Source organism: Aeromicrobium sp. Leaf289 (genome assembly GCF_001423335.1).
Lineage (GTDB): Bacteria > Actinomycetota > Actinomycetes > Propionibacteriales > Nocardioidaceae > Aeromicrobium.
The window spans coordinates 995,003-1,020,946 of record NZ_LMNK01000002.1 but is presented as its reverse complement, the minus strand read 5'-3'; the positions used below and the strand labels follow the sequence as shown (position 1 = coordinate 1,020,946).

General features: G+C 72.2%; 25 protein-coding genes. 8 read left to right on the top strand and 17 right to left on the bottom strand.

Features of this window, described 5'->3' with window-relative positions; translation table 11 throughout:
• The first annotated feature begins 4 nt into the window (after window positions 1-4).
• Window positions 5-940 carry an A/G-specific adenine glycosylase gene (locus tag ASF37_RS08905; protein WP_056579931.1) on the top strand — a complete coding sequence of 312 codons (936 nt, stop codon included), beginning with the start codon at window positions 5-7 and terminating at the stop codon, window positions 938-940.
• A gap of 54 nt (window positions 941-994) precedes the next feature.
• Here ASF37_RS08905 and ASF37_RS08900 read toward each other — a convergent pair whose 3' ends face one another.
• Both ASF37_RS08900 and ASF37_RS08895 read right to left on the bottom strand, forming a co-directional pair.
• Window positions 995-1,312, bottom strand: a complete 318-nt coding sequence (locus ASF37_RS08900) for a hypothetical protein (protein ID WP_156364860.1) — start codon at window positions 1,310-1,312, stop codon at window positions 995-997.
• Between the two features lie 79 nt (window positions 1,313-1,391).
• Window positions 1,392-3,905 (bottom strand): ATP-dependent Clp protease ATP-binding subunit, encoded by a 2,514-nt coding sequence (locus ASF37_RS08895; protein ID WP_055963909.1) that lies wholly within the window; start codon window positions 3,903-3,905, stop codon window positions 1,392-1,394.
• 395 nt (window positions 3,906-4,300) lie between these two features.
• Here ASF37_RS08895 and ASF37_RS08890 point away from each other — a divergent pair, with 395 nt between their 5' ends.
• A complete protein-coding gene (locus tag ASF37_RS08890; RefSeq protein ID WP_056579929.1) occupies window positions 4,301-5,230 on the top strand; it encodes a TauD/TfdA family dioxygenase in 930 nt (309 codons plus the stop codon).
• A gap of 16 nt (window positions 5,231-5,246) precedes the next feature.
• Here the strand turns inward: ASF37_RS08890 and ASF37_RS08885 are convergent, their stop codons facing one another.
• Window positions 5,247-6,263: a hypothetical protein gene (locus ASF37_RS08885; RefSeq protein ID WP_056579927.1), complete on the bottom strand. Its 1,017-nt coding sequence runs from the start codon at window positions 6,261-6,263 to the stop codon at window positions 5,247-5,249.
• Window positions 6,264-6,333: 70 nt separating this feature from the next.
• Window positions 6,334-7,839: a lysine--tRNA ligase gene (lysS, locus tag ASF37_RS08880; RefSeq protein WP_055963901.1), complete on the bottom strand. Its 1,506-nt coding sequence runs from the start codon at window positions 7,837-7,839 to the stop codon at window positions 6,334-6,336.
• 160 nt (window positions 7,840-7,999) lie between these two features.
• Here lysS and nhaA point away from each other — a divergent pair, with 160 nt between their 5' ends.
• Window positions 8,000-9,829, top strand: a complete 1,830-nt coding sequence (gene nhaA, locus ASF37_RS08875) for a Na+/H+ antiporter NhaA (RefSeq protein WP_235493046.1) — start codon at window positions 8,000-8,002, stop codon at window positions 9,827-9,829.
• Window positions 9,830-9,915: 86 nt separating this feature from the next.
• On the opposite strand, the gene ASF37_RS16850 is transcribed toward nhaA, so the two are convergent.
• From ASF37_RS16850 to ASF37_RS08870, 3 genes are all read right to left on the bottom strand, one after another.
• The gene (locus ASF37_RS16850; protein ID WP_082480264.1) at window positions 9,916-10,086 is read right to left on the bottom strand and encodes a CsbD family protein; all 171 of its coding nucleotides are present in this window, start codon (window positions 10,084-10,086) and stop codon (window positions 9,916-9,918) included.
• A gap of 113 nt (window positions 10,087-10,199) precedes the next feature.
• The gene (locus ASF37_RS16845) at window positions 10,200-10,373 is read right to left on the bottom strand and encodes a CsbD family protein (protein WP_082482024.1); all 174 of its coding nucleotides are present in this window, start codon (window positions 10,371-10,373) and stop codon (window positions 10,200-10,202) included.
• Between the two features lie 138 nt (window positions 10,374-10,511).
• Window positions 10,512-11,303, bottom strand: coding sequence for a TetR/AcrR family transcriptional regulator (locus ASF37_RS08870; protein WP_056556055.1), 792 nt, complete (start codon window positions 11,301-11,303; stop codon window positions 10,512-10,514).
• 494 nt (window positions 11,304-11,797) lie between these two features.
• Between ASF37_RS08870 and ASF37_RS17740 the strand changes: the two genes are divergently transcribed.
• Both ASF37_RS17740 and ASF37_RS08860 read left to right on the top strand, forming a co-directional pair.
• Window positions 11,798-12,991 carry an HNH endonuclease signature motif containing protein gene (locus tag ASF37_RS17740; RefSeq protein WP_156368151.1) on the top strand — a complete coding sequence of 398 codons (1,194 nt, stop codon included), beginning with the start codon at window positions 11,798-11,800 and terminating at the stop codon, window positions 12,989-12,991.
• Window positions 12,992-13,361: 370 nt separating this feature from the next.
• Window positions 13,362-13,772 carry an ankyrin repeat domain-containing protein gene (locus ASF37_RS08860; RefSeq protein ID WP_156368150.1) on the top strand — a complete coding sequence of 137 codons (411 nt, stop codon included), beginning with the start codon at window positions 13,362-13,364 and terminating at the stop codon, window positions 13,770-13,772.
• Here ASF37_RS08860 and ASF37_RS08855 read toward each other — a convergent pair.
• The 5 genes from ASF37_RS08855 to ASF37_RS08835 all read right to left on the bottom strand — a co-directional run bounded on the left by ASF37_RS08855 (window position 13,735) and on the right by ASF37_RS08835 (window position 18,398).
• A complete protein-coding gene (locus ASF37_RS08855; protein ID WP_055963888.1) occupies window positions 13,735-14,511 on the bottom strand; it encodes a type III pantothenate kinase in 777 nt (258 codons plus the stop codon). The genes ASF37_RS08860 and ASF37_RS08855 overlap by 38 nt on opposite strands.
• Window positions 14,508-14,978 (bottom strand): aspartate 1-decarboxylase, encoded by a 471-nt coding sequence (gene panD, locus ASF37_RS08850; RefSeq protein WP_055963884.1) that lies wholly within the window; start codon window positions 14,976-14,978, stop codon window positions 14,508-14,510. The genes ASF37_RS08855 and panD overlap by 4 nt, the downstream gene beginning before the upstream one ends.
• Before the next feature lie 2 nt (window positions 14,979-14,980).
• Window positions 14,981-15,829: a pantoate--beta-alanine ligase gene (panC, locus tag ASF37_RS08845; RefSeq protein WP_056579922.1), complete on the bottom strand. Its 849-nt coding sequence runs from the start codon at window positions 15,827-15,829 to the stop codon at window positions 14,981-14,983.
• A 1-nt stretch (window position 15,830) separates the two neighbouring features.
• On the bottom strand, window positions 15,831-16,787 hold the full coding sequence (locus ASF37_RS08840; RefSeq protein WP_056573388.1) for a Rossmann-like and DUF2520 domain-containing protein: 957 nt from the start codon (window positions 16,785-16,787) through the stop codon (window positions 15,831-15,833).
• Between the two features lie 105 nt (window positions 16,788-16,892).
• Window positions 16,893-18,398, bottom strand: coding sequence for a glycosyltransferase (locus ASF37_RS08835; protein ID WP_056579920.1), 1,506 nt, complete (start codon window positions 18,396-18,398; stop codon window positions 16,893-16,895).
• A 32-nt stretch (window positions 18,399-18,430) separates the two neighbouring features.
• Between ASF37_RS08835 and ilvA the strand changes: the two genes are divergently transcribed.
• The 3 genes from ilvA (at window position 18,431) to ASF37_RS08820 (ending at window position 22,994) form a co-directional block, all read left to right on the top strand.
• The gene (ilvA, locus tag ASF37_RS08830; RefSeq protein ID WP_056579918.1) at window positions 18,431-19,726 is read left to right on the top strand and encodes a threonine ammonia-lyase IlvA; all 1,296 of its coding nucleotides are present in this window, start codon (window positions 18,431-18,433) and stop codon (window positions 19,724-19,726) included.
• A 63-nt stretch (window positions 19,727-19,789) separates the two neighbouring features.
• The gene (locus tag ASF37_RS08825) at window positions 19,790-21,262 is read left to right on the top strand and encodes a polysaccharide pyruvyl transferase family protein (protein ID WP_056579915.1); all 1,473 of its coding nucleotides are present in this window, start codon (window positions 19,790-19,792) and stop codon (window positions 21,260-21,262) included.
• Window positions 21,255-22,994, top strand: a complete 1,740-nt coding sequence (locus ASF37_RS08820) for a DUF885 domain-containing protein (protein ID WP_056579913.1) — start codon at window positions 21,255-21,257, stop codon at window positions 22,992-22,994. The genes ASF37_RS08825 and ASF37_RS08820 overlap by 8 nt, the downstream gene beginning before the upstream one ends.
• 187 nt (window positions 22,995-23,181) lie before the next feature.
• On the opposite strand, the gene ASF37_RS08815 is transcribed toward ASF37_RS08820, so the two are convergent.
• From ASF37_RS08815 to folP, 5 genes are read right to left on the bottom strand one after another with little or no spacing between them, the layout of a single operon-like run.
• Window positions 23,182-23,670, bottom strand: a complete 489-nt coding sequence (locus tag ASF37_RS08815) for a DUF3180 family protein (protein ID WP_156364862.1) — start codon at window positions 23,668-23,670, stop codon at window positions 23,182-23,184.
• Complete coding sequence (gene folK, locus ASF37_RS08810; protein ID WP_056556076.1) at window positions 23,670-24,233, bottom strand: 2-amino-4-hydroxy-6-hydroxymethyldihydropteridine diphosphokinase; 564 nt, start codon at window positions 24,231-24,233, stop codon at window positions 23,670-23,672. The genes ASF37_RS08815 and folK overlap by 1 nt, the downstream gene beginning before the upstream one ends.
• A complete protein-coding gene (gene folB / locus ASF37_RS08805) occupies window positions 24,230-24,607 on the bottom strand; it encodes a dihydroneopterin aldolase (RefSeq protein WP_055963858.1) in 378 nt (125 codons plus the stop codon). The genes folK and folB overlap by 4 nt, the downstream gene beginning before the upstream one ends.
• 13 nt (window positions 24,608-24,620) lie before the next feature.
• Window positions 24,621-25,070 (bottom strand): nuclear transport factor 2 family protein, encoded by a 450-nt coding sequence (locus tag ASF37_RS08800; protein ID WP_056579912.1) that lies wholly within the window; start codon window positions 25,068-25,070, stop codon window positions 24,621-24,623.
• A complete protein-coding gene (gene folP, locus ASF37_RS08795) occupies window positions 25,060-25,935 on the bottom strand; it encodes a dihydropteroate synthase (RefSeq protein WP_235493047.1) in 876 nt (291 codons plus the stop codon). Before folP ends, ASF37_RS08800 begins: the two co-directional genes overlap by 11 nt.
• Window positions 25,936-25,944 lie beyond the last annotated feature (9 nt).

The following is a 25,944-nucleotide window of genomic DNA, read 5'->3' as shown; positions in this document are numbered from 1 at the left end:
CGCCATGACCTCCTCCCCCAGCACACCGGTCGAGGACCTGCCCGGACTGCACGCCGCGGTGGTCGACTGGTTCGACGCGAACGCCCGCGACCTGCCCTGGCGGGGACCCGTCCGCCGCCCACGGCCCGGCACCCCCGCCGGGGGGCCCGACGACCTGCCCGATCCGTGGGCCGTTCTGGTCTCCGAGCTCATGCTCCAGCAGACCCCCGTGTCCAGGGTGCTTCCGGTCTTCGAGACCTGGATGACGCGCTGGCCCACCCCCGCGTCGCTGGCCGCGGAGCCCTCGGGCGAGGCGGTTCGAGCCTGGGGACGACTCGGCTATCCGCGCCGGGCGCAGCGCCTGCACGCCGCGGCCGTCGCGATCACGACCGACCACGGCGGCCGGGTGCCCGACGACCACGCCGCCCTCCTGGCCCTTCCGGGGGTCGGCGAGTACACCGCCGCGGCCGTCGCCTCGTTCGCCTTCGGGCAGCGGCACGCGGTCATGGACACCAACGTGCGTCGCGTGCTGGCACGCGTGGTCCTCGGCCAGGCGTACCCCTCGACCTCGATCTCGGCGTCCGAGCGACGACTGGCGGCAGCGCTGCTGCCCGCCGAGGGCGCCCACCGCTGGGCCGCGGCGACCATGGAGCTGGGCGCGCTCGTGTGCACCGCCCGGGCGCCGCGGTGCGACGTGTGCCCGGTGGCGGACCGCTGCCGCTGGCTCGCGCTGGGCCGACCCGACCACGACGGCCCGCCCCGCCGAGGACAGACCTGGGCCGGCACCGACCGCCAGTGCCGTGGTCGCCTGCTGGCCGTCCTGCGCGACGCCACGGAGCCGGTGGACCAGGGGCGGCTCGACGCCGTGTGGGACGACGCGGCGCAGCGCGAGCGCTGTCTGGACGCCCTGCTGGACGAGGGCCTCGCCCAGGTGCACCCCGACGGCACGTTCAGCCTGTGAGCGAGCGCCTCGGCGACACCGCGGCGTGACTCAGGGGCTCAGGGGCTCAGGGGCTCAGGGAGCGTTCGGCGAGCTCGCGCCTCCACGGCGGCCGATGACGAGGGCGGCCACGCCCGCGCCCACGCCCGCGACGAGCAGGAGCAGCCCGGCGATCCGGAAGGGCTTCGGCGCCGACCGGTAGTCGGCGATCTCCTCGTAGCTCTCGATCGAGATCGGGCACCCACCCTGGTCCTCGTCGACGAAGCCGGACGAGGGCGTGCCCTCCTGGACGCACACGGCCTCGGGCTCACCCGGCTGCAGTGCGAAGGCGAGGACGCCTGCCACCACGAGGGCTGCGGCGACGATGAGGAGCTTCTTGGCCTTCGAGGTCATCCCCGCATCCTCGCCCAGCACGACGACGGCGTCCAATCCCGGAGGGATCGGACGCCGTCGTCGTGACTGCTGCGTGCTGCTACTCGGAGCTGCCTGCCTCGACCGCGAGCGGGTCGTGGCCCTCGGTCAGCTCGAGGTCGGCCTTGGGCGTGCCCACGAACGTGAACACGGCCTCGGCACCCTCGCCCTCGACGTCGACCAGGACGATCTCGCCGGCCCGAAGCTCACCGAAGAGCATCTTCTCGGCCAGCGTGTCCTCGATCTCGCGCTGGATGGTGCGGCGCAGGGGGCGCGCACCGAGCACCGGGTCGAACCCGCGACGCGCGAGCAGGTCCTTGGCCGCGGTCGTGAGCTCGATGCCCATGTCCTTGTCGCGCAGACGGTCCTCGAGGTTGCGGACCATCATGTCGACCATCTGGATGATCTCGTCCTGCGTGAGCGGCGGGAACACCACGATCTCGTCGACACGGTTGAGGAACTCGGGCCGGAAGTGCTGCTTGAGCTCCTCGGAGACCTTGGCCTTCATCCGGTCGTACGACCCCATCGTGTTGTTCGCGTCGGCGAAGCCGAGCGAGACGCCCTTGCCGATGTCACGCGAGCCGAGGTTCGTGGTCATGATGATCACGGTGTTCTTGAAGTCGACCACGCGGCCCTGGGAGTCGGTCAGGCGACCTTCCTCCAGGATCTGCAGCAGCGAGTTGAAGATGTCCGGGTGGGCCTTCTCGACCTCGTCGAACAGCACCACGCTGAAGGGCTTGCGGCGCACCTTCTCGGTGAGCTGGCCGCCCTCCTCGTAGCCGACGTAGCCGGGAGGCGCACCGAACAGTCGTGCCACGGTGTGCTTCTCGCTGTACTCGCTCATGTCGAGCTGGATGAGCGCGTCGTCGTCGCCGAACAGGAAGTTGGCGAGCGCCTTGGACAGCCACGTCTTGCCGACGCCCGAGGGCCCGGCGAAGATGAAAGACCCACCGGGACGACGCGGGTCCTTCAGACCTGCGCGCGTGCGGCGGATGGCACGGCTGAGGGCCTTGATGGCCTGGTCCTGGCCGATGACCCGCTTGTGCAGCTCGGCCTCCATGTTGAGCAGGCGGCCGGACTCCTCCTCGGTCAGCTTGACGATCGGGATGCCGGTGGCGAGCGCCAGGACCTCGGCGACGAGCTCCTCGTCGACGACGGCCACGACGTCCATGTCGCCGGCCTTCCAGGCCTTCTCACGCTCGGCCTTGGCGAGGATGAGCTTCTTCTCCTCGTCACGCAGGGAGGCCGCGGCCTCGAAGTCCTGCGCGTCGATGGCGCCCTCCTTGCGGCGGCGGACGTCGGCGATCTTCTCGTCGAACTCCTTGAGGTCCGGCGGAGCCGTCATGCGGCGGATGCGCAAGCGCGAGCCGGCCTCGTCGATGAGGTCGATGGCCTTGTCCGGCAGGAACCGGTCGGACACGTAGCGGTCGGCCAGCGTGGCGGCCGCGACCAGCGCGTCGTCGGTGATGGTGACGCGGTGGTGCGCCTCGTACCGGTCGCGCAGGCCCTTGAGCATGTCGATCGTGTGGGCGATCGAGGGCTCCGGCACCTGGATCGGCTGGAAGCGGCGCTCGAGCGCCGCGTCCTTCTCGAAGTGCTTGCGGAACTCGTCGAGCGTCGTGGCGCCGATGGTCTGCAGCTCACCACGGGCCAGCATCGGCTTGAGGATGCTGGCGGCGTCGATCGCGCCCTCGGCGGCACCGGCACCGACGAGGGTGTGGATCTCGTCGATGAACAGGATGATGTCGCCGCGGGTGCGGATCTCCTTGAGCACCTTCTTGAGGCGCTCCTCGAAGTCGCCGCGGTAGCGCGAGCCGGCCACGAGCGCGCCGAGGTCGAGCGTGTAGATCTGCTTGTCCTTGAGCGTCTCGGGCACGTCGCCGCGGACGATGTCCTGGGCGAGACCCTCGACGACCGTCGTCTTGCCGACGCCGGGCTCGCCGATGAGCACCGGGTTGTTCTTGGTGCGGCGGCTGAGGACCTGCATGACGCGCTCGATCTGGTTCTCGCGACCGATCACGGGGTCGAGCTTGCCCTCGCGGGCGGCCTGCGTGAGGTTGCGACCGAACTGGTCGAGCACGGCCGACGTGCTGGGCGCGGCCTCGGCGGGGGCGCCGGAGGTCTCGGCCTCCTTGCCCTGGAAGCCGGAGACCAGCTGGATGACCTGCTGGCGGACGCGGTTGAGGTCGGCGCCGAGCTTGACGAGGACCTGGGCGGCGACGCCCTCGCCCTCGCGGATCAGGCCGAGCAGGATGTGCTCGGTGCCGATGTAGTTGTGGCCGAGCTGCAGCGCCTCGCGCAGGCTCAGCTCGAGGACCTTCTTGGCGCGCGGCGTGAACGGGATGTGCCCGCTGGGCGCCTGCTGGCCCTGGCCGATGATGTCCTCGACCTGTCCGCGGACGGCCTCGAGCGAGATGTCGAGGCTCTCCAGGGCCTTGGCGGCGACGCCTTCACCCTCGTGGATGAGGCCGAGGAGGATGTGCTCGGTGCCGATGTAGTTGTGGCTGAGCATGCGCGCCTCTTCTTGGGCGAGCACGACGACGCGACGGGCGCGGTCGGTGAACCTCTCGAACATGGGGCCCCCTTGATCGGGTGTGTTCTTGTCAGTCTAGGTGCGGGTGCCCCAGCGCACTGCGGGACGTCCACGTACGTCACACAACTGGAACCCGGGGCCGGGTGTTCCGCTGTTCACCCTGGGCGTAACCAGCGCCGGCCCCGCCGCGGGCACCGGGGCGCAGGGCTCGCCCTCAGGGGGTGCTCGGGCCGGCTCGGCGATTCCCATCACCTGATGGGAATCGCGAGCTCACCATGGCTCTCCCCCACCCACCATGGCGGACCTTCGCAGGTGAGTGAGGGAGAGCCAAGGTGAGCGAGGGCGGGGCGTCCACACTGCGAGATCGTCGCCAGGCGTCGCCGATCGGGCGCACCGTGGGAGGGACACACCCCCGACGACGTCCGGAGCGACTCCTCATGACCCTCACCGCACCCGATCCCACGACGACGGCCTCCACGGTCGCGGTGCGACAGGTGGGTGGACGCATCGGCGCCGTGGTCTCCGGCGTGCGTCTCGGTGGCGACCTGACGGCTGCCGAGGTGCGTGACGTCCGCGCCGCGCTGCTGCGCCACAAGGTGATCTTCGTCCGCGGGCAGCACCACCTCACCGACGCCGAGCACCACGCGTTCGCCGCCACCCTCGGCGTCCCGACCTCGCCGCACCCGACGGTCCGCGGGGTCGGAGCGGCGGTGCTGCCGATCGACTCCTCGCACGGCAAGGCCAACGCCTGGCACACCGACGTGACCTTCGTCGACCGCGTGCCCGCGATCAGCGTCCTGCGGTCGGTGACGCTCCCGCCGTACGGAGGGACGACGGTCTGGGCCAACACCGCGGCGGCCTACGCGTCGCTGCACCCCGCGGTCCGGGCGATGGCCGACCGGCTGTGGGCCGTGCACACCAACCGGTACGACTACGCCGCGGACGTCGACGAGCAGCGCATCGGCGGCATCGACGTCGCCGAGGAGACGTACCGGGAGGAGTTCGGGTCGAGGCTGTTCGAGGCCGAGCACCCGGTCGTGCACGTGCACCCGGAGACCGGCGAACGGTCGCTGCTGCTGGGCCAGTTCGTCAAGCGCCTCGTGGGACTGTCCACGCGCGACTCGGCCTCGGTCCTCGAGATGCTGCAGCGCGAGATCACCCGCCTCGAGAACACCGCGCGATGGAGCTGGGAGCCGGGCGACGTCGCGATCTGGGACAACCGCGCCACCCAGCACTACGCGGTGGCCGACTACGACGACCACCACCGCGTCATGCATCGCATCACCGTCGCGGGCACCGTTCCGGCGAGCCTCGACGGCACCCGCTCCACGCAGCGCGTCGGCGACACCTCGGCCTACTCCTCCTGACGGCCGACGCAGCCGCCTAACGCGTCGGGACGGGGCCCGCCCGGTGGTGGAACGCCGCCGCGACCGTGCACCCGGACAGGACGAGCACGGCCAGACCCCGGCGCAGCATCTCGCCGCCCTCCGCCGCGTCCGGCGCGAGCCCGCTGGAGAACCAGCCGAGGAACAGCAGGAGCAGGCCGAGCAGCACGCCGACGACGGCCGAGCCGCGCCACACCAGCGCCACCCGGCGACGCGCCGTCGACGCGGGGGCGCCCGACGTCGCGACCCGCGCGACCGCCTCCTGCTCCCGCACGAGCAGCGACACGGCGGCGAGCGCCACGAATCCGGAGAGCACGGCCGTGCCGCGGTCGGGCCAGCCGAGGGGAACGACGAGCGCGAACAGCGTGAGCACGAGCATGCCGATCGGCAGCTCGGGCGAGCGCGCCGCGCGCTCCAGCCGGTCCGGCTCGGCGTCGGCGGCCGCGCGCGTGCCGGCGAAGCGTCGGCCGAGACCACCGGGCTCGCGCGACGCGACCACCGTGGCCAGCACGCAGCCGAGCAGGAGCACGCCGAGCACCAGCCCGACCGTCCACCGCGTCAGCGTCGCCCGGTCAGCAGCGGACGAGGCCGCGTCGACGCGCCGTGCGATCTCGACGTCGAGCGAGGCGAGGGACTCCCCCCACTCGACCGCCTCGGCCCGACCCCGGTCGTCGCGCGCGATGCGCAGGTCGAGCCGGTCGGGCTGCTCGGACTCCTGCGGCGGACCGCTGTCGCTGCGCGCAGGCACGTCGACCTCGACGGGCGAGGACGCCCCGCTCACCTCGACCTCGTAGGTGGAGCGGGCGCTGTAGGAGCGCGGGAGCACCTCCTGCACGCGGCTCATGCGCACGAAACGGCCCTCGACCAGCTGGGTCGTCCCCTCCCACCCGCGGGCCTGGGCGAGCTCCTCGGCCGTCGACTCGGCACGGTGCTCGACCGAGCCGACCGGCACGATCGCGACCCCCGCCGCGACCAGCAGCAGTAACCACCAGAGGGCGACCGGCGCACGGGACATGCCGCGATCCTGCCCGACGTCGCACGGCCGACGCGACCGCCGCGCGCCCCCGCGGGTCGTGCGTCCGGTCTCAGACCTCGCGACGCGAGATCGGGAACAGGATCGCCTCGCGGATGCCGATGCCCTGCAGCAGCATCACCAGCCGGTCGACGCCCAGCCCGAGCCCACCGGCCGGGGGCATGCCGAACTCGAGCGCGCGCAGGAAGTCCTCGTCGACGTCCATGGCCTCGGGGTCACCGGCCGCGGCGAGGCGCGCCTGCTCCTCGAGCCGCTCGCGCTGCACGACGGGGTCGTTGAGCTCGGTGTAGGCCGGAGCCAGCTCGACGCCGTTGATGATCAGGTCCCACGCCTCGACCAGGCCGGGGGTGGTGCGGTGCTTCTTCGCGAGCGGACGCACGGCCTCGGGGTAGTCGCACACGAACGTCGGCTGGATCAGCGTGTGCTCGACGAGCTTCTCGAACAGCTCGAGCACGATCTCTCCGGCGCCCCAGTGGTCCTGCAGCGCCACGTCGTGCCGGGCGGCCAGGGCCTTCAGCGACTCCTCGGACGTCTCGACGTCGACCTGCTGGCCGACGGCCTCGCCCACCAGCTCGTGGATCGTGGCCCGCCGCCAGGGCTGCTCGAGGTCGATCTCGCTGCCGTCCCGACCGGGGACGACCGTCCGACCGACCGCACGGGCCGCGTCGACCACGAGCGCGCGGGTGAGGTCGGCCATCGTGTCGTAGGAGCCGTACGCCTCGTACGCCTCCAGCATCATGAACTCGGGGTTGTGGGTGTTGTCCACGCCCTCGTTGCGGAACGTCTTGCCGATCTCGTACACGCGGTCGATGCCGCCGACGAGCGAGCGCTTGAGGTGCAGCTCGAGGGCGATGCGCAGCAGGGCGCTCTCGTCGAAGGCGTTGACGTGGGTGTGGAAGGGGCGGGCGGCCGCTCCACCGTTGGTGTGCTGGAGCACCGGCGTCTCGACCTCGACGTAGGCGCGCTCGTCGAGGGTGCGGCGCAGCGACTGCAGCACCTTGGCCTTCACGCGGACGTTGTCGCGGGCCTCGGGGCGGACGATCAGGTCGACGTAGCGCATCCGACTGCGCGCCTCGTCCGAGAGCGGGTTGTGCTCGTTCGGCAGCGGCCGCAGCGTCTTGGCGGCGATCGCCCACGACGACGCCTGGACGCTCAGCTCGCCGCGCCGCGACGTGATGACCTCGCCCGTGACGGCCAGGTGGTCGCCGATGTCGACGAGGTGCTTGAGCCGCTCGAGCGACTCCTCCCCCACGCCGTCGAGCGAGACCATCGCCTGCAGGCTCGTGCCGTCGCCCTCGCGCAGCGAGACGAACACCAGCTTGCCCGTGCCACGGCGGAAGATGACCCGCCCGGCCACCGTCACGACGTCGCCGGTGTGGTGGTCGGCGCCGAGCACCTCGGGGTCGTAGGCCTCGCGCACCTGCGCCAGGGTGTGGGTGAGACCCAGGTCCGTCGGGTACGGCTCGAGGCCGGCGTCGATGAGCTGCTGGCGCTTCTCGCGGCGGATCCGCAGCTGCTCGGGCAGGTCGTCGTCGGGGTTCTGGGTGTCGGCGCTCACGGAAGGGGAGTCTAGTGGCCGGGCACGGCCCGGCTCGCCCGGCGGGCGGGTCCGGGCAACGGCCCACCCGCCGCGGTCGGGTGCCACCGACGGCAGCGGGAACAGCACGGCGAGGCCGATGGTTGGTGCACTCCGTGACCCGACTGCGAGGATGTCGCCCGTGAGCGAGACCGAGACCGCTGCCGACTCCCGCCTGACCCGGCTCCGTCGTGGGGTGGCCGGGGCCGAGACCGAGCAGCTGGGCGCCGGCATGCTGCTGGTGGCCACCCTCGCGGCCATCGCCTGGGCCAACCTCGGCAGCGGGTACGACGCGTTCTGGCACACCGAGGCGCGCGTGGCCGTGGGCGACTGGTCGATGGGCCTCGACCTCTACCACCTGGTCAACGACGCGCTCATGGCGTTCTTCTTCTTCGCCGTCGGGCTGGAGGTCAAGCGCGAGCTGACGATCGGCGAGCTCACCGACCGGTCCCGCGCCATCGTGCCCGCGACCGCGGCGCTCGCCGGGCTGCTGGTCCCCGCGCTCGTGTTCCTGCTGATCGCACGCGACTCCGGCCAGGCGCACGCCTGGGGCGTGGTCATCTCCACCGACACGGCGTTCCTCGTGGGCGCGCTCGCCATCATCCGGCCGCACCACCCCTCCCGGCTCCGGGTCTTCCTGCTGACGCTGGCCGTCGTCGACGACATCGGCGCCCTGGGCGCCATCGCGATCTTCTACACCGACGACCTGCGCGTCACCCCGCTGCTCGTCGCGGTGGGGGCCCTCGCGCTGATCGCTCTCGTGCGACTGCTGCCGTCGGGCCGGGGCCCGTTGTACGCGGCGCTGTCGGTGGTGGTCTGGTTCGGTCTGCACGAGGCGGGGGTGCACGCCACCCTCGCGGGCGTCGCGGTCGCGCTGCTCATCCCCGTCGCAGCGCCTCGCCGGCACGACGTGGAGCGCGTCGTGGAGCTGACGCGTGCGTTCCGCCAGTCCCCCAACCCGGCCTACGCCGCGGCCGCGGGCCGCCAGCTGCGCGAGTCCATCTCCATCAACGAGCGGCTCCAGCAGTCGTTCGCGCCCTACGTCGCGTTCGTGATCCTGCCGATCTTCGCGCTCGCGAACGCCGGCGTGGTGCTCGACGCCGCGACCCTCGAGCGGTCGGCCTCGTCGTCACTGACGTGGGGCGTGGTGGCCGGGCTCGTCGCCGGAAAGCTCCTCGGCATCACCGGCGCGACCCTGCTCGCCCAGAAGGTGGGCCTCGGTGTGCTCGCGCCCGGTCTGACCATCGGCCGCGTCGCGGGCGGGGCCGCCCTCTCGGGGATCGGCTTCACGATCTCGCTGCTGATCGTCGGCATCGCCATCGACGACCCCGCGGCGCAGGACGAGGCTCGCGTGGGCGTCCTCGCCGCCTCCGTGCTGGCGTTCGTGCTGGGCTGGGTCGTCCTCAAGGCGCTCGACGCCCGCCGGCCCGTCGTGCAGCCCGGTGCCGTGCTCCTGCGGCCGTTCGACCCCGAGCGCGACCACTTCAAGGGCCGTGCCGACGCCCCGCTCGTGCTCGTGGAGTACGGCGACTTCGAGTGCCCGTTCTGCAGCCGGGCCACGGGCATGGTCGACGAGGTGATCGAGCACTTCGAGGGCGACCTCGTGTGGGTGTGGCGCCACCTGCCGCTGCACCAGCACCACCCGCACGCCGAGCTGGCGGCGCGCGCCTACGAGGCGGCCTACCTGCAGGGTCGGCACTTCGACTACGCCCGCCTGCTGTGGGCCAACCAGGCGCAGCTGGAGCGGCTCGACCTGCTCCGCTACGCCGACGAGATCGGCCTGGACCTCGAGCGCTTCGAGGCCGACCTCGACTCCGACCCGGTGCGCCGACGTGTGCGCGAGGACGAGGACGACGCCGACCTCATGGACGTGTCCGGGACGCCGACGTTCTTCATCGGCACCGCCCGGCACGGCGGCCAGTGGGACGCGCCCACGCTCATCGCCGCCCTCGACGCCAGCCGGGGCCGCTGAGTCCGTGCCCGCACGTGCGGGCACAGAAAAGCCCGGTCGCCGTCGTGACGGTGACCGGGCTTCGCCGGATGCTCAGCGAGCAAGGATCACTTGAAGGCGTCCTTGACGTTCTCGCCGGCGTTCTTGACCGAGCCGGACGCCTGGTCCTTCTTGCCCTCGGCCTCGAGGTCCTTGTTGTCGGTGGCCTTGCCGACGTTCTCCTTGACCTCGCCGGCGACCTTCTCAGCGGTGTTCTTGGCCTTGTCGATGAAGCTCATGATGATCCTCCTGGATCGGTGGGTGACACTTCGACGGTACGACGGCTGGAAGTCGCTGCAACTCCAACGAGCGCTGCCCGATGAACGTTCAGTGACTTCTCAGTGACACGCGTTTACTTCTTGAAGGCGTCCTTGACGTCCTCGCCCACGTTCTTGATCGAGCCCTTGGTCTGGTCCTTCTTGCCCTCGGCCTCGAGGTCCTTGTTGTCGGTCGCCTTGCCGACGGCCTCCTTGACCTCGCCGGTGACCTTCTCCGCGGTGTTCTTGGCCTTGTCGATGAAGCTCATGGAACTCTCCTTCTCGGGTGGGGGAACGGGGTGGCTTACGTTGTAAACCTTACGCCGTAAGCCTGCGGCCCACAAGACGAGTGTCGTGCGACCTCGGTCACGAACGGGGGCGCGCTCGCGACCCGGTCGGCGAGCAGGTCAGTCGGCGAGACGCGAGGCGATGCCGTCGAGCATCTCCTGCAGGGCGCGGTCGAACTCCTCGGCGTAGCGGTCGGCCGCCAGGCCGGCAGCCAGCCGGTGGATCGTCGGGTACGTCGCCTCGTCCACGGCGCCGGAGGGGTCGAGGATCTCCAGGGGCGTCTCGGCCTGCGCCACCGCCTCCTGCTCGTCCTCGTCACGGGTGGGGGTGAGCCCACCGGGCACGGGCTCCGCGGCGTCGGCACCTGCGGAGAAAGACCCGTCGCCGTCCCGCGGGTCTCGCAGCGTCCGCGCCCCCGTCTCCATGAGCAGGTAGCCCAGCAGGAAGCTGTTGAACGACCGGTAGGCGAACACCACCTGGTCGTCGTCGAAGCCCTCCGCCTGCAGCGCCTCGAGCACCGACTCGATCCAGGTCAGGGACCGCAGCGGCGGGTTGATCCACGGCGCCTCCGACGGTCGCGTGGCCACGATCGGGAAGGCGTGCGGGTGCGCCATCGCGTAGCGGCGGACGCCGCGCGCGAGCCGCTCCAGGTAGTCGCGCCAGCCGTTCTCGGCCACCCGCAGCACCTCGGGATCGGCGTCCAGCTCGGCCACCACCAGGTCGACGACCGCGTCGAGCAGGTCGTCACGCGTGCCGACGTGCTTGTAGAGGCTCATCGCCTCGACGCCCAGACGCTTGGCGATCCCCCGCATCGAGGCCGACCCGATGCCCTCGTCGTCGATCAGCCGCAGGGCGGCCTCGGCGATCTTGCGGCGCGTCAGCGTGCCGCGTCGGGAGGTCGTGGAGGGCATGGGGGGATCGTGCCACGGAGGAGCAGGGCCAACGACCCGGAGTGCCGGCGCCGAAGGACTCGAGGGTTTCGGACCTTCGTCACGCATTCGAATATGTGCTTGTTTCCTGCCTGATACTACCTCTACAATGGGGGTAGGCCAGCAGGAGGAAGCATGAGCGTCGCCGCACTCGACACCCACCCGGTGCCGTCGTGCGTGCAGAACCTCGAGCTTTGCCTCGACGCGATGACCACCGACGCGTGNAGGAGGAAGCATGAGCGTCGCCGCACTCGACACCCACCCGGTGCCGTCGTGCGTGCAGAACCTCGAGCTTTGCCTCGACGCGATGACCACCGACGCGTGGTCGGGCCTGGATCCCGACACCGTGCGTCAGCTCCTCACCCGCCTCGCGAAGATCGAAGCCAGGATCAGCGCTCACAAGATGGCTGCGGCCCGGGTGCTCGAGAAGGCCCGCAAGGCCGCAGCCAANTCAGCTCCTCACCCGCCTCGCGAAGATCGAAGCCAGGATCAGCGCTCACAAGATGGCTGCGGCCCGGGTGCTCGAGAAGGCCCGCAAGGCCGCAGCCAACGGGGACGGACCGCGACCGGGAACGGGCACCTCCACCGGAGCCACGATCTCGATCGACTTCGGTGGGGACCGCAGCGGCGCCGACGCGCTGGTCAACACCGCGCAACGGATCGAGGAGCAGACCACCCTCATCGAGAACGCGCTCGCCGCCGGAGTGATCAGCACCAAGCAGGCCGACCTGATCTCCCGCGCCCTGGCCAAGCTTCCCGACGACGTCACCCCAGAGCAGCGTGAGCGCTGCGAAGAGACTCTCCTGAAGGATGCGCAGAAGCTGACGCTCAAGGACCTGCGCCGCAGGGCCGCCCGGATCACCGACGCCTACAAGAAGACCACCGACGAGGTCGACGCCGACGAGGACGAGATCCTCCGCCGCCGCGAAGAGGAAGCCCGCAAGAAGACGTCGTTCTCGATGTGGGACAACAACGACGGCACCATCACCGGCCGTTTCACCCTCCCCGAGGCCCAGGGCGCGATGCTCAAGACCGCTCTTGACGCGTTGGCTGCGCCGCACCAGAAGGTCGGGACCGTCAACGCCGCGACCGGCGAGATGGACGAGATCGGCTTCGGCCAGACCTACCCCCAGCGCCTCGGCCACGCCTTCGCCACGTTGATCGAGCACATCCCGGCTGATTCCCTGCCGTCCAACGGTGGCGTCTCCGCCGTCGTGACGGTCAACCTCGACCTCGACACCCTCATGGGCGGCGTCAAGGCCGCCGGGCTGTCGGACGGCACCCGCATCAGCGCCGGCGAAGCGCGCCGGCTCGCCTGCTCGGCACAGATCGTCCCCATGGTCCTCAACGGAACGCCACTCCCGCTCGACCTCGGCTCCGCCAACCGGTACTTCAACCGCAGCTCACGCCGGGCGATGGAGAAGCGCGACATGGGATGCACGACACCCGGATGCGACCGTGACGCCAGGTGGACCGAGGCTCACCACCTGAATCCGTACGCGATCTCCAAGACCACCGACATCAGGGACGGCGCACTTCTCTGTCCGTTCCACCACCACCGAGCACACGACCAGGGCTGGATCGGACGCATCAACCCCGACGACGGACACGTCGAGTGGAAGCTCCCCGGCTCCGACACCTGGCAACGCAACCAACGCTGGCGACCCTGAACCCTCACGCCCACGACACCCCGACCTCTTGGTGGGGGGTGCTCGTGCTGCCCGCGCATCGCTGAGCTGCCCAGAGTGGTCTCGATACGCGGTTCCGAGCTCCTCCGTCGCCGGAACCGCTACTCGACCACCGGGCGTGAGCCGCGCTCGACCACCGAGGCCGACGTCGCTGGTCGAGCAGGACGGGCGAGCGTGCGAGGCCCGTCCGTATCGAGACCACTCACCGACGGTCTCGACACGCAGGGCGGCTACCGCTGGACCGCCCAGGAGTGGTCTCGATACACCTCCCCTCGCTGGCGCTCGTGGAGGCACTCGACCACCGAGTGCCGGCCCGGCCGGCCCTAGACTCGCGGCGACGAAGGGAGTGCCCATGTCGGGCGGGGACTTCAAGGACATGTTCGCCGCCGCCGTGCGCGGCGACGTCGAGCTGGTCCGCTTCCACCTGGAGCGGGGCGTCGACCCCGACTACGTGCACCCCGAGCTGCAGTCGACCGCGCTGGTGACCAGCATCCTGGCCGGTCAGGATGCGGTGGCTCGAGAGCTGCTCGGCCACGGAGCCGACCCGACGCTGGTCTCCGAGCTGGACGAGACCACACCGGTCGCGGCGGCCCGGGCTGCGGGCCTGACCGCGCTCGAGGCCCACCTCGTCGAGCTCGGCGCACGCCCGGCAGCGGGTGCACCTCCGGCAGGGCCCGCTCCTCGTGGGCGGGGCGACCGACGGGCGGCGTGGTGGCCCGCGTGGCTCAGTGGTTCTTCTCGTGCACCAGACGCAGACCGGTGAGGGTCAGCCACGGGTCGCGTGACGTGATCGTCGTGCAGTGGTCGAGCACCACGTCGGCGTAGGCGCCGGTCGCGATGACCGCCACGTCGTCGGGGTCGGCCTCCAACGACTCGATGATCCGGTCGACCATCCCGTCGACCAGGCCCGCGAACCCGTAGACCGCGCCCGACTGCACGGCCTCGACGGTGTTCTTGCCGATGACGTCGCGGGGGACGGCCAGCTCGACCGCCCGCAGCTGGGCGCCGCGACGAGCCAGCGCCTCGAGCGACAGCTCGACGGCCGGCGCGATCGCCCCGCCCAGGTACCGGTTCCGGTCGTCGACCACGTCGAAGATCGTGGCCGTGCCGTTCATGTCGACCACGATCGCCGGCCCGCCGTACACCTCGGCCGCGGCGAGCGCGTTGACGATGCGGTCGGCACCCACCTCGCGCGGGTTGTCGGTGTGGATCGGGATGCCGGTCTTCACGCCCGGCCCGACGATCGAGACCGGGAGTCCGCCGTAGTACCGCTCCAGCATCGCCTTCAGCTCGACCTGGATCGACGGCACGGTGCAGCACATGGCCACCGCCTGGACGTCGGCCAGACCCGCTGCGCGCACGAAGCCGTGGGCGAGCAGGTGCCACTCGTCGGCCGTGCGCTGCGTCTGCGACGAGACGGTCCAGTGCTCGACGAGCTTCTCGCCCTCGAACGCGCCGATGACCGACTGGCTGTTGCCGACGTCGAGCGTCAGGAGGGTCACGGCGCCACCGTCGCCGCCCCCGGCCCGGCACCCCCACCGGCCGCCACGAGCGGGTTCTCCACGACGTCGCCGCGGGTGAGCCCCGACCCGGGCAGGGCCTCGGCCGGGTCGGACCCGGTGCCGATGATGCGATTCTCGGAGTCCACGAACACGACGCTCGGCTGGTGCTCGCGCGCCTCGGCATCGTCCATCTGGCCGTAGCCGATGAGGATCACCAGGTCACCGGGATGCACGAGGCGCGCGGCGGCACCGTTGATGCCGATGACGCCCGAGCCCCGCTCGCCGGCGATCGTGTAGGTCTGGATGCGGGCGCCGTTGTCGATGTCGACGATGTGCACGAGCTCGCCCGGCAGCAGGTTCGCCGCGTCGAGCAGGTCGGCGTCGACCGTCACGGAGCCGACGTAGTGCAGGTCGGCCTGCGTGACGGTGGCGCGGTGGATCTTCGAGGTCATCATCGTGCGGAGCATGGTCAGGGTCCCTTCCGGAGCACCACGGGTGAGTTGTCGAGCAGGCGCGTGGTGCCGACCCTGGCTGCCACCAGGATCCGCGCCTCCCCCTCGTAGGAGTCGTCGACGTCGCCGAGCAACAGGTCGGTCACGACCAGGTAGTCCACCTCGACGCCGTCGGCGGCGTCGAGCACCTCGCGCGCGGCCTTCAGCACGGCGTCGCGTCCGACGACGCCCTCGTCGGCGGCGGCTCGCAGCGCGACGGAGAGGGCGAGCGCCTGCTCGTGCTGGATCGGCGTCAGGTAGGTGTTGCGCGAGCTGAGCGCCAGGCCGTCGGCCTCGCGGACGATCGGGTGGCCCACGACCTCGACGTCGAGCGCCAGGTCGCGCACCATGCGGCGGATCAGCGCCAGCTGCTGGAAGTCCTTCTCGCCGAAGACGGCGACGTCGGGGCGCACGAGGGCGAACAGCTTCGCGACCACGGTGAGCACGCCGCGGAAGTGCGTGGGGCGGGCGGCGCCCTCGAGCACCTGCCCGAGCGGGCCCGGGTCGACGGTCACAGCCCCGTCCAGGCCGCCGGGGTACATCTCGTCGACGTCGGGCGCGAACACGACGTCGACGCCCTCGCGCTCGCAGACGACCAGGTCGGCGTTGAAGGTGCGCGGGTAGGCGTCGAGGTCCTCGCCCGGCCCGAACTGGGTGGGGTTGACGAAGATCGAGACCACGAGCGTGTCGCCGAGCGGGCGTGCGTGCCGCATGAGGCGCGCGTGGCCGTCGTGCAGCGCACCCATGGTGGGCACGAACGCCGTGCGGTCGGCCCCCGCGAGGGCCGCACGCAGCTCGGCCCGGGTACGGGCGACGACGGGGGTCATGTCAGGCCCGTCCGTGCGCGTGCTGCCGCTCGTCGGCCGATCCCGACCCGTGGAGCCCCGACCCGCGAAGCACCGACTCGTCGAGGGCGGACTCCACGACCGCCGCGGTGGCGGCGTCGAGCCGACCGTCGGCCGCGGCGCGCTCGGTGGTGGCGTGGGCCATGGCGACGTAGGCGTCGCGGGTGGAGGCGGGCTCGGTGGCGAGAGCGTCGACGTGGGCCCGCACGGTGGTGACGTCGCCGCGGGCGATGGGGCCGGTCAGCGCGGCGTCGCCGAGGTCGAGAGCGTTCTCGAGGGCCGCCTCGAGCAGCGGGCGCAGGATCTGCGAGGCCTCGGCCCCGGCACCGATGCCGTGGAGCAGCTCGCGGGCCTGGGCGACGAGCGTGACGAGGTGGTTGGCGCCGTGGCTGAGCGCCGCGTGGTAGCGGACCCGGTCGGCGTCGTCGATCCACACCGGGGTGCCGCCGAGCGTGACGGCGAGGTCCTCGGCGACCTCGCGCTCGGCGTCGCCGGCCGTGAGGCCCATGGCGCACGAGCGACCCAGGTCGACCGACGAGCCGGTGAACGTCATGGCCGGGTGCAGGGCCACCGGGCGCGCGCCGACGCGCGCCGCGGACCGGAGGGCGTCCAGACCGTGCCGCCCGCTCGTGTGCACGACCACCTGGCCGGGACGCAGCACCGTCGAGAGCTCCTCGGACACGGCCACGAGGGCGTCGTCGGGGACGGCGAGCACCAGCACGTCGCTGCGCGCGGCGACCTCGGCCGGCGACAGCACCGGCACGTCGGGCACGAGGGTGCGGGCGCGCAGGGCGGAGGCGTCGGAGCGGGCGCTGATGCCGACGACGTCGCGGCCGGCGGCGCGCAGTCGGGCGGCCAGGACGGAGCCGACCCGGCCGGCGCCGACGACGCCGTAGGTGGTGCGCTCACGCGCAGGGTCGTGCTGACGTGCGTGCGTCATGGGGAGTGCCTCTCGTTCCAGTCCCGCGAACGGGTACCAGACTGCTGACACCGTCAGTCTACGACCGTCCTCCGGCGGCGCACAGTGGCACGGAGGTGGCGAGGGTCACAGCGTGAGCCGGTGGCTCCGCAGGCCCTCGAGGTGCAGGCCCTCGGGCCCGTCGACGGTCAGCGTCAGCACCAGCTCGCAGCGCCGGGTGGCGGGGGCCGGGAAACGCAGCCGCCAGCCCGAGCCCGGGTAGCCGCGGACGGTGCCCGCCCGCGACGTGAAGGCGGCGGCGTCGTCGGTCCGCTCGACCTCGCCGGCTGCCGTGTCGCGGCCCGTGAGCACGCGTGCCGTGAGCGACGCGGCGGCCACGTCGGCGTGGGGGAACCAGGCCCGCACGTCGACCACGAGCTCGTCGGCTCCGGCCAGGACCTCGCGCACGGTCGTGCGAAGCCGCACCTGCTCGGCGGTGGCCAGGTAGGTCACGGGGTCGAGATCGTCGTCGAGGCGCCCCGGCAGGTCGATCGCCGGGCCGTCGGACGTGGGCACCAGGTCGAACAGCTGTGACTGCAGGCCCTCCGCGCGCACGAACCGCCAGACCGCGGCGAGGTCCCCGGTGGCGCGGGCCTGGTCCAGGAGGGCGTTCATGACGCGGTGCTGGGCCGGCACCTCGCGGGCGTAGCGGTCGGGGGCCACCGCCGCCACGAGCCGAGGGATCCGCTGCACGAGGACCTCGAGGTAGGCGTCGTCGGCCCGCTCGAGCTTGAGCGTGGAGTTGGGGACGTTGTGCTTGAGCAGCTGCAGCGCCCGCTCCTCGCGGACGGCGGGCAGCGGCTCGAGCAGGCGGAGCGACTCGTCGGCGGCGTCCATGCGGGCCGTCACGTTCTCGACGGTCACCTGCCCCTGCGAGGTGGAGGCCGTCTGCCGCCGCCAGGAGTAGGCCATCGTGGAGGTCACGTCGATGCCTGCGGCCTCGCGGAACGCCTGGGCCGTGAGGATCTGGTCCTCGTAGATGACCCCGGGAGGGAACGCCAGCCCGGCCGCGTCCCAGAAGGTGCGCCGGAACACCTTGGCGCAGGCGATGGCGTGGACGAGCACGTCGGGCCGTTCCGACACCGTGGTGCCCTCCACCGGCCGCGCGTGCAGCGCCCGGATCCACGGCGCGGGCCGCACCACGGTCCCGCCCTCGAGCCGCTGGTACGGCAGCACGGCGAGGTCGGAGCCGCTGCGCTCCAGCCCCCGCACTGCCGCGTCGAGACCCTCGCGGGTGACGACGTCGTCGGCGTCCACGAACGTGAGGTAGGTGCCGGTGGCCACCTCGACACCACGGTTGCGGGCCGCGCTCTGGCCGGCGTTCGGCTGCGAGAGCACCACCACGCGCGGGTCGCGCGCCGCGACCTCGTCGGCGATGGCCCGGCTGCCGTCCGTCGAGCCGTCGTCGACGACCACGACCTCGAGGTGGCGGTAGCGCTGCCCGAGCACCGACTCCAGGGCCGCCGCCAGGTGCTCCTCGCCCTGGTACACGGGCATCACGACGCTGAGCGTCGGCCCGCGCAGGTCGCGGACCCGACGGGCGGCCCGGCCGACGGCACCGCGGACGAGGCGACGGACGGGCGGGCGGGGCACGCCGCGAGCATAACGTCGGGTAGACAAGCACCATGAGCACCGACGCACAGGCCGAGGCCGACGGCCTCCTGGTCACGGCCGACGACGTCGAGGCGGCCGCGGAGCGGCTGGCCGGCGTGGTGACCGCCACCCCGGTCGAGCGCAGCGCGCGGCTGAGCGAGGTCACGGGTGCCGACGTCTGGCTCAAGCGGGAGGACCTGCAGGTCGTGCGCTCCTACAAGGCGCGGGGCGCGTACAACCTCATCGCGCAGCTCGACGACGCCGCACGGGCGGCCGGCGTGGTCACCGCGAGTGCAGGGAACCACGCCCAGGGCGTGGCGTTCGCGTGCGCCGCGCTCGGCGTGCGCGGCCGCGTGCACCTGCCCCGCACGACGCCCCACCAGAAGCGCGACCGGATCGCGAGCATCGGCGGCGACGCCATCGAGATGATCCTCGACGGCGAGACCTACGACGACGTGTCGGCGGCAGCCACCCGCGAGGCGCTCGACGGCGCCACCCTGGTGCCGGCCTTCGACGACCCGCGCACGATCGCCGGTCAGGGCACGGTCGTGCAGGAGGCGTTCGACCAGCTGCAGCAGCTCGGCGAGCCCGTCCCCGACGTGCTCGTGGTGCCCGTCGGCGGAGGCGGCCTGCTCGCCGGCAGCATGGCCTGGCTCCGCGAGCGCCATCCCGGGGTCCGGGTCGTGGGCGTGGAGCCGGCCGGGGCGACGTCCATGGCGGCGGCGCTCGCAGCCGGCGAGCCGGTGACGCTGCCCGAGATCGACACCTTCGTCGACGGCGCCGCGGTGCGACGCGCGGGTCGGCACACCCTCGACACCGTGCGCGGCAACGGCTCCCCGTCCGTGCAGATGCTCGGCGTCCCGGAGGGCCAGGTGTGCAGCGAGATGCTCGCGCTGTACCAGAGCGACGGCATCATCGCCGAGCCCGCAGGCGCCCTCGCGACGTCGGTCCTGGGCTCCCTGCTGACGGTGGCGCCCGGCTCGCGCGTGCTGTGCATCCTGTCCGGCGGCAACAACGACGTCAGCCGCTACGCCGACGTCGTGGAGCGCTCGCTCGTGCACGAGGGCCGCAAGCACTACTTCCTCGTTGAGTTCGCGCAGGAGCCGGGTGCGCTGCGACGCTTCCTCGACGAGGTGCTCGGCCCCGACGACGACATCGCCCTGTTCGAGTACGTCAAGCACAGCAACCGCGAGACCGGCCCCGCCCTCGTGGGCATCGAGCTGGCCCGCGCCGACGACCTCCCGGCCCTGCTCGAACGCATGGAGGCCGCACCGCCGCGCATCGAACGGATCGAGAGCGACAGCCCGCTGTTCCGCTTCATCCTCTGACCCTCCTCGGGCACGGCGGCGCGACCCCGCCGTCGTGAGCACGGCCTCTGACAGACTGGCGCCATGCCTCGTCTGCTGGTCCGCTCCGGCAAGGACCCGTTCACCCCGGTGGGCGCGGAGACGACCCTCACGCAGGACGTCTTCAACTCCAACTCCGGCAACTACCTCTTCCAGCACTCGGTGTGGCGGTCCCTGGCCGTCGACGGCACCGAGCTGGTCAGCTCGAGCACGCTCTCGGAGCGGCGCTCGCCCGAGCCCGGCGACGCCGAGCGGATCAACGCCGAGTTCGACCACCTCGTGGTGCCGATGGCCAACGCGTTCCGACCGCAGTTCGTGCGTCACCTGACGGCGCTCACCGAGCTCGTCGAGCAGCTCACCATCCCCGTCACCGTGGTCGGCATCGGCTCGCAGGCGCCGCACGGCGAGGGCCCGGAGTCCCTGGGCGAGATCGCCGACCCCGTGAGGCGCTTCGTCTCCGCCGTGCTCGAGCGCTCCGCCTCCATCGGCGTACGCGGCGACTTCACGCGACGCCACCTGGCACTCCTCGGGTTCGGCGACGACGTGGTCGACGTCATCGGCTGCCCCTCGCTGTTCCTCTGGGGGCCGGACCACCGCGTCGAGCGGCGCGTGACCGCCCTCGGCGACGACGCGGCCCTGGCCCTCAACTTCACGCCCGAGGTACCGGGCATCGGCGACTTCGTCACCCGGCAGGGCGAGCGGCACCCGAACCTCGTGGCCGTCGGCCAGGACGCGCACGACCTGCGGGCCATGCTCTGGGGCGTCCCGCACCCGCACGTCGACGACCCCGCCGTGCCTGTCCACCTGCACCACCCGCTCTACCAGCAGGACCGGCTGCGGCTGTACCTCGACACCTGGACCTGGTACCGCGACCTCGCCCAGGTCGACTTCGTGTACGGCACGCGCTTCCACGGCAACGTCGCGGGGCTGCTCGGCGGCACGCCGGCCGTGCTGCTGGCCCACGACTCGCGGACCCTCGAGCTGGCCGAGTACCACCGCATGCCGCACCGCGTGGTGTCGGCGTTCGACGAGGCCACCGCCGGGCTGCACGCCGACGAGCTGCACGCCGCGGCCGACCTCGACGCCTTCCACGCCGAGCTGCCGGCCGGCTTCGCCCGGTACACCGCCTTCCTGGAGCGCAACGGCCTCACCCACCGGTGGTCGCCCGGCACCAGCGCGCAGTCCTTCGACGAGCGCCTCGCCGCGGTGGACCTGCCGCCGGCGGTGCACACGCTCGCCGCGCCGGGGCTCGACCAGGTGGCCGCACGCCTGCAGTGGCTGCGCGAGGGGATGGTCCTCGACATCACACGGCACCCGCAGCGGTACGAGCCGCCCTTCCCGCACCCCGCGTGGCGCGGGGCGGGCAGCCGCCACGCGCGCCTGGCCGACGACGCGAAGGCCCGCGACGCCGCCAACGCCGACGCGGTCGCCGCGCTGGCGCGCCGTGTCGAGTCGTTGGAGAACACCCGGTGGCGGCGCTTCGTCGCCCGGCTCAGGAAGGCGGTCGGTCGTGGCTGACGCCTCGGGGCAGCGGGAGTCGGGGTCGCAGCGGTCGGGGCGGGTCCCGTCGGCCGTCGACGTCCTGGCCGAGGAGTGGCTCGACGTGATGCTCGAGCACGAGCCCGAGTGGCACGTCTCCCTCGGCCGGCCGGGACGCGATGGCGAGTACGCCGACCTGTCGCCGTCGGGGCACGAGGCGTACGCCGACGCGGCACGCGCCATGCGTCGCCGGCTCGACCACGTGGAGCCGCGTGACGACGTCGACGTCGTCACGCACGCGGAGCTCGTGCGCGTGCTCGACCTGCACGTCGAGGAGCACGACGCCGGCACTTGGCGCAGCGACCTCAACGTGATCGCCTCGCCCGTGCAGAACGTGCGCGACGTCTTCGACCTGATGCCGCGCGACGACGTCGACGGCTGGTCCGGCGTCGCCACCCGCCTCGCGAACATGCCGGGTGCGCTCGCCGGGTACACCGAGTCGCTGCGCTCCGGGATCCGCGCCGGCGACACCCCGGCGCGCCGCCAGGTCGTCGAGGTCGTCGACCAGGCCCGACGCCAGGCCGAGGCCGGCGCGTTCTTCGACGAGCTGGCCGACGCCGCCGCGTCCGCGTCCGTGCCGGCGTCGCTGCAGGCCGACCTGCGGCGCGGCGCCGACGGCGCGCGGGCCGCGTACGCCGAGCTGGCGACCTTCCTGGCCGACGAGCTGGCCCCGGCGGCCCGAGAGCGCGACGCCTGCGGCCGCGACCGGTACGCCCTCGCCTCGCGCGGCTTCCTGGGCGCGGCCGTCGACCTCGAGGAGACGTACGACTGGGGGCTCGAGGAGCTCGACCGCATGGTCCGCGAGCAGGAGGCCGTCGCGCAGCAGGTCCTGCCCGGAGCGTCGGTGGCCGAGGCCGTCGCGCACCTCGAGTCCTCCCCCGAGCACCGGCTGGTGGGCACCGACGCCCTGCAGGCCTGGATGCAGGAGACGAGCGACCGCGCCGTCGAGGAGCTGGGGCGCACCCACTTCGACGTGCCCGACATCATGCGCTCGCTCGAGTGCCGCATCGCGCCCACCCAGGAGGGCGGCATCTACTACACGCCGCCGAGCGACGACTTCGCCCGCCCGGGGCGCATGTGGTGGAGCGTGCCGGAGGGTGTCACGGAGTTCGACACCTGGCGCGAGCTGACCACCGTCTACCACGAGGGCGTGCCCGGCCACCACCTCCAGTGCGGCTATGCGGTGTGGAACGCCGCCGAGCTGAACGCCTGGCGTCGCGGGGCCCTCTGGACCTCCGGACACGGCGAGGGCTGGGCGTTGTACGCCGAGCGGCTCATGGCCGACCTGGGCTACCTCGACTCCCCCGCCGACCGGCTCGGCATGCTCGACGGCCAGCGCATGCGGGCGGCCCGGGTGGTGCTCGACCTCGGGGTGCACCTCGAGCTGCCCCGTCCCGACGGCGACGGTCCCTGGACCGCCGAGCACGCCTTCGCGTTCATGGCCGAGCACGTGAACATGAACGCCCCGTTCGTGCGCTTCGAGGTGAACCGCTACCTCGGCTGGCCGGGCCAGGCGCCCAGCTACAAGGTCGGCCAGCGCATCTGGGAGCAGGTCCGCGACGCCTGGGTCCGTGAGCACGGTCCGGATCTCAAGGAGTTCCACCGCCGGGCGCTGAGCCTCGGCTCCGTCGGGCTCGACACGCTGCGCGCCACGCTGGTCGGTGGATGCGCAACATCAGAACGCGACCTGCGGTTGAGGATCCACCGATGACCACCACGTCCCCCGCCATCGGTGGATGCGCAACATCAGAACGCGACCTGCGGTTGAGGATCCACCGATGACCACCACGTCCCCCGCCATCGGTGGATGCGCAACATCAGAACGCGCGCTGCGGTTGAGGATCCACCGATGGGGGCGGATCGGCGTCACTCCAAGGTGGTCCGCAGACCCGGCCGAGCTACGCCGCCGTCGCGGCGCCGGGAGGGGCGTCGTCGTCCTCGTCGTCGGGCTGGGGCACGTGCAGGGTGCGCTCGAGCAGGAGCGCTGCGACGAGGAGGAGGAGGCCGGAGACGGAGGCGAGACCACCCTGCAGCACCCTGTCCTGCCCGAACATCGTGTCCCAGTCACGCACGAAGGAGAGCGCGAAGCCGCCGTAGGCACCCACCGAGAGCGCCCCGACGATGCTGCACGCCTTCGCCATGGCGAGCAGGGTCACGGCGTGCTGGGAGGTCATCCGCTGCTTGCGCTGGTGCAGGCTCTGCCAGGTGCTCCAGGCGACCGCTGCCACGAGGGCCGCCAGCGCCAGGAGCAGCACGGCCACCAGCCAGCCGGGCCGCGGCGGCGACAGGCCGAGACGCAACGACGCGGGCCGGACGACCGATCCCAGCAGCAGCCCTACGGCGACCAGGGCGGCGACGTGGACGGCGGTCGTCCGCCCGGCGTGCATCACAGAAGGATCTCGAGATCCTCTCGCCGGACGACGCCGGACGTGTCGACGTCGCCGACGAGGTCGGCCACGAATCCCTTGCCGGGGATCTCGCCCTCGGGGTCGATCTCGAGCCACGGGACGAGCACGAAGCCACGCTCGTGCGCCCGCGGGTGCGGCAGCGTGAGGGTCTCGTCGTCGGCGATGCGGTCGCCGACGACGACCAGGTCGACGTCGAGGGTGCGCGGGGCGCCCGGCTCCGAGCGCTCGCGTCCGAAGGCGTCCTCGATGGCGTGGGCGCGGTCGAGCAGCGTGTGCACCGTGAGGGTCGTGTCGAGGAGCACGACGGCGTTGAGGAAGGCCCCCGACCCGTCGGGCGTGCCGACCGGCTCGGTCTCGTAGACCGACGACACGGACACGACCTGGACCTCAGGGGTGTCCTCGAGGGCGGACACCGCGCCCTGGAGACGGTTCAGCCGGTCGCCCAGGTTCGACCCGATCGCGATGACGGCCTGGCGGATGGGACGCATGCCACCCGTCATGGTGTCGGCGTCCAGCACGTACGGCGTGGGCGATTCGGTCACTGGTGGCTCCGCTCTATCGTCACGCTGACGTCGGAGAACGTCACCGCGATGGGCGCTTGGGGCTTGTGCACGGTCACGCTCGCCCATTCCACGGACGGACGTGCCAGGCACCAGTCCACCATACGGAGGGCGAGGGACTCAATCAGGTCCACCGGCTCCCCGGTGACCACGGCCTGGACCATCTCGGCGACCTCGGCGTAGTTGACGGTCGCCGTCAGGTCGTCGCTCGACCCGGCCGGTCCCAGGTCGATGCCGAGGCTCACGTCGACCACGAAGGTCTGGCCGAACCGGCGCTCGTGCTCGAGCACGCCGTGGTGGCCGAAGGCCGTCACGCCGCTCAGGTCGATGCGGTCGAGACCGTCAGGACATGCCATCAGTGCTCCTCCATCAGGGCTGTTCCGTCATGCCGGGCTCATCGGGAGCCTCGGGGTCGATGTCGAGCACCGGCGAGGCGTGCCGCGACCACAGTCGCCACACGCCGCCGGACCGGACGAGCACCGACGTGCAGATCGCCTTGCCGCCGGAGAACTGCTCCGGTGACTCGGTGCCCTCCCCCGAGAGGATGTTCTCGGTGCACGTGACGAGCGCCAGGTCGGCCTCGGAGCCCAGCGGCCAGGACACCTGGACGTCGGTGAGGAAGAACTGGATGTACTCCACGTTCGCCATGACGAGCGCCCACGAGCGCAGCACCGCGTCGGTGCCCTCGATGGCCTCGGCGCCGGGGTGCACGCACAGGGCGCTGGGCGAGTCCACCCACAGCGAGCTCATGAGGTCGAGGTCGCCGGACTCCACCGCGTCGTAGAACGCGCGGTGACGCGCCAGCACGTCAGCGGCCATGGTCGACACCCCCTGGGACGGACTCCTGCGCGATCCGCGCGACCACCCGCACGGCGTCGGCCGACGCGGCCACCTCGTGCACCCGCACGGCCCACGCCCCGGCCTGCGCGGCCAGCGTGGACAGCGCGACGGTGGCCGCCTCCCGACCCTCGGTGGGCCGCAGCGTGCCGTCGGCGTCGGCGAGGAGCTCGCCGAGGAAGCGCTTGCGGCTGGCCGCCACGAGCATCGGGAGCCCCAGCGCGGTGAAGGCGGAGAGCGCGGCGAGCACGGTCCAGTTCTGGCCACCGGTCTTGGAGAAGCCGAGACCGGGGTCGACCACGAGGCGGGACCGGTCGACTCCCGCGGCCAGGGCCTCCTCGACCCGCTCGGAGAGCTCGGCGACCACGTCGGCGACGACGTCGTCGTAGTGGGTGAGGTCCTGCATCCGGTCGGCGTGGCCGCGCCAGTGCATGAGCACCAGCGGGACGTCGCGCTCGGCGGCGAGCGGCACCATGCGGGCGTCGGCACGGCCGCCGGACACGTCGTTCACGAGCACGGCACCGGCGTCCAGCGCCGCCTCGGCCACGTCGGCGCGCATCGTGTCGACCGAGACGGCCACGCCGTCGGCAGCCAGCTCGCGCACCACGGGCACGACGCGGCGCAGCTCCTCGTCGAGGTCGACGCGCACCGCGCCGGGGCGCGTGGACTCACCACCCACGTCGACGAGGTCGGCGCCGGCCTGGGCCAGCTCACGCCCGTGCCGGACCGCGCTGTCGAGGTCGAACCAGCGTCCGCCGTCGGAGAACGAGTCGGGCGTCACGTTGACGACGCCCATGACCCGGCACCGCCCGATGGGCTCCAGCACCTGTGCGGGTGCGAGCCCCATCAGCAGGCC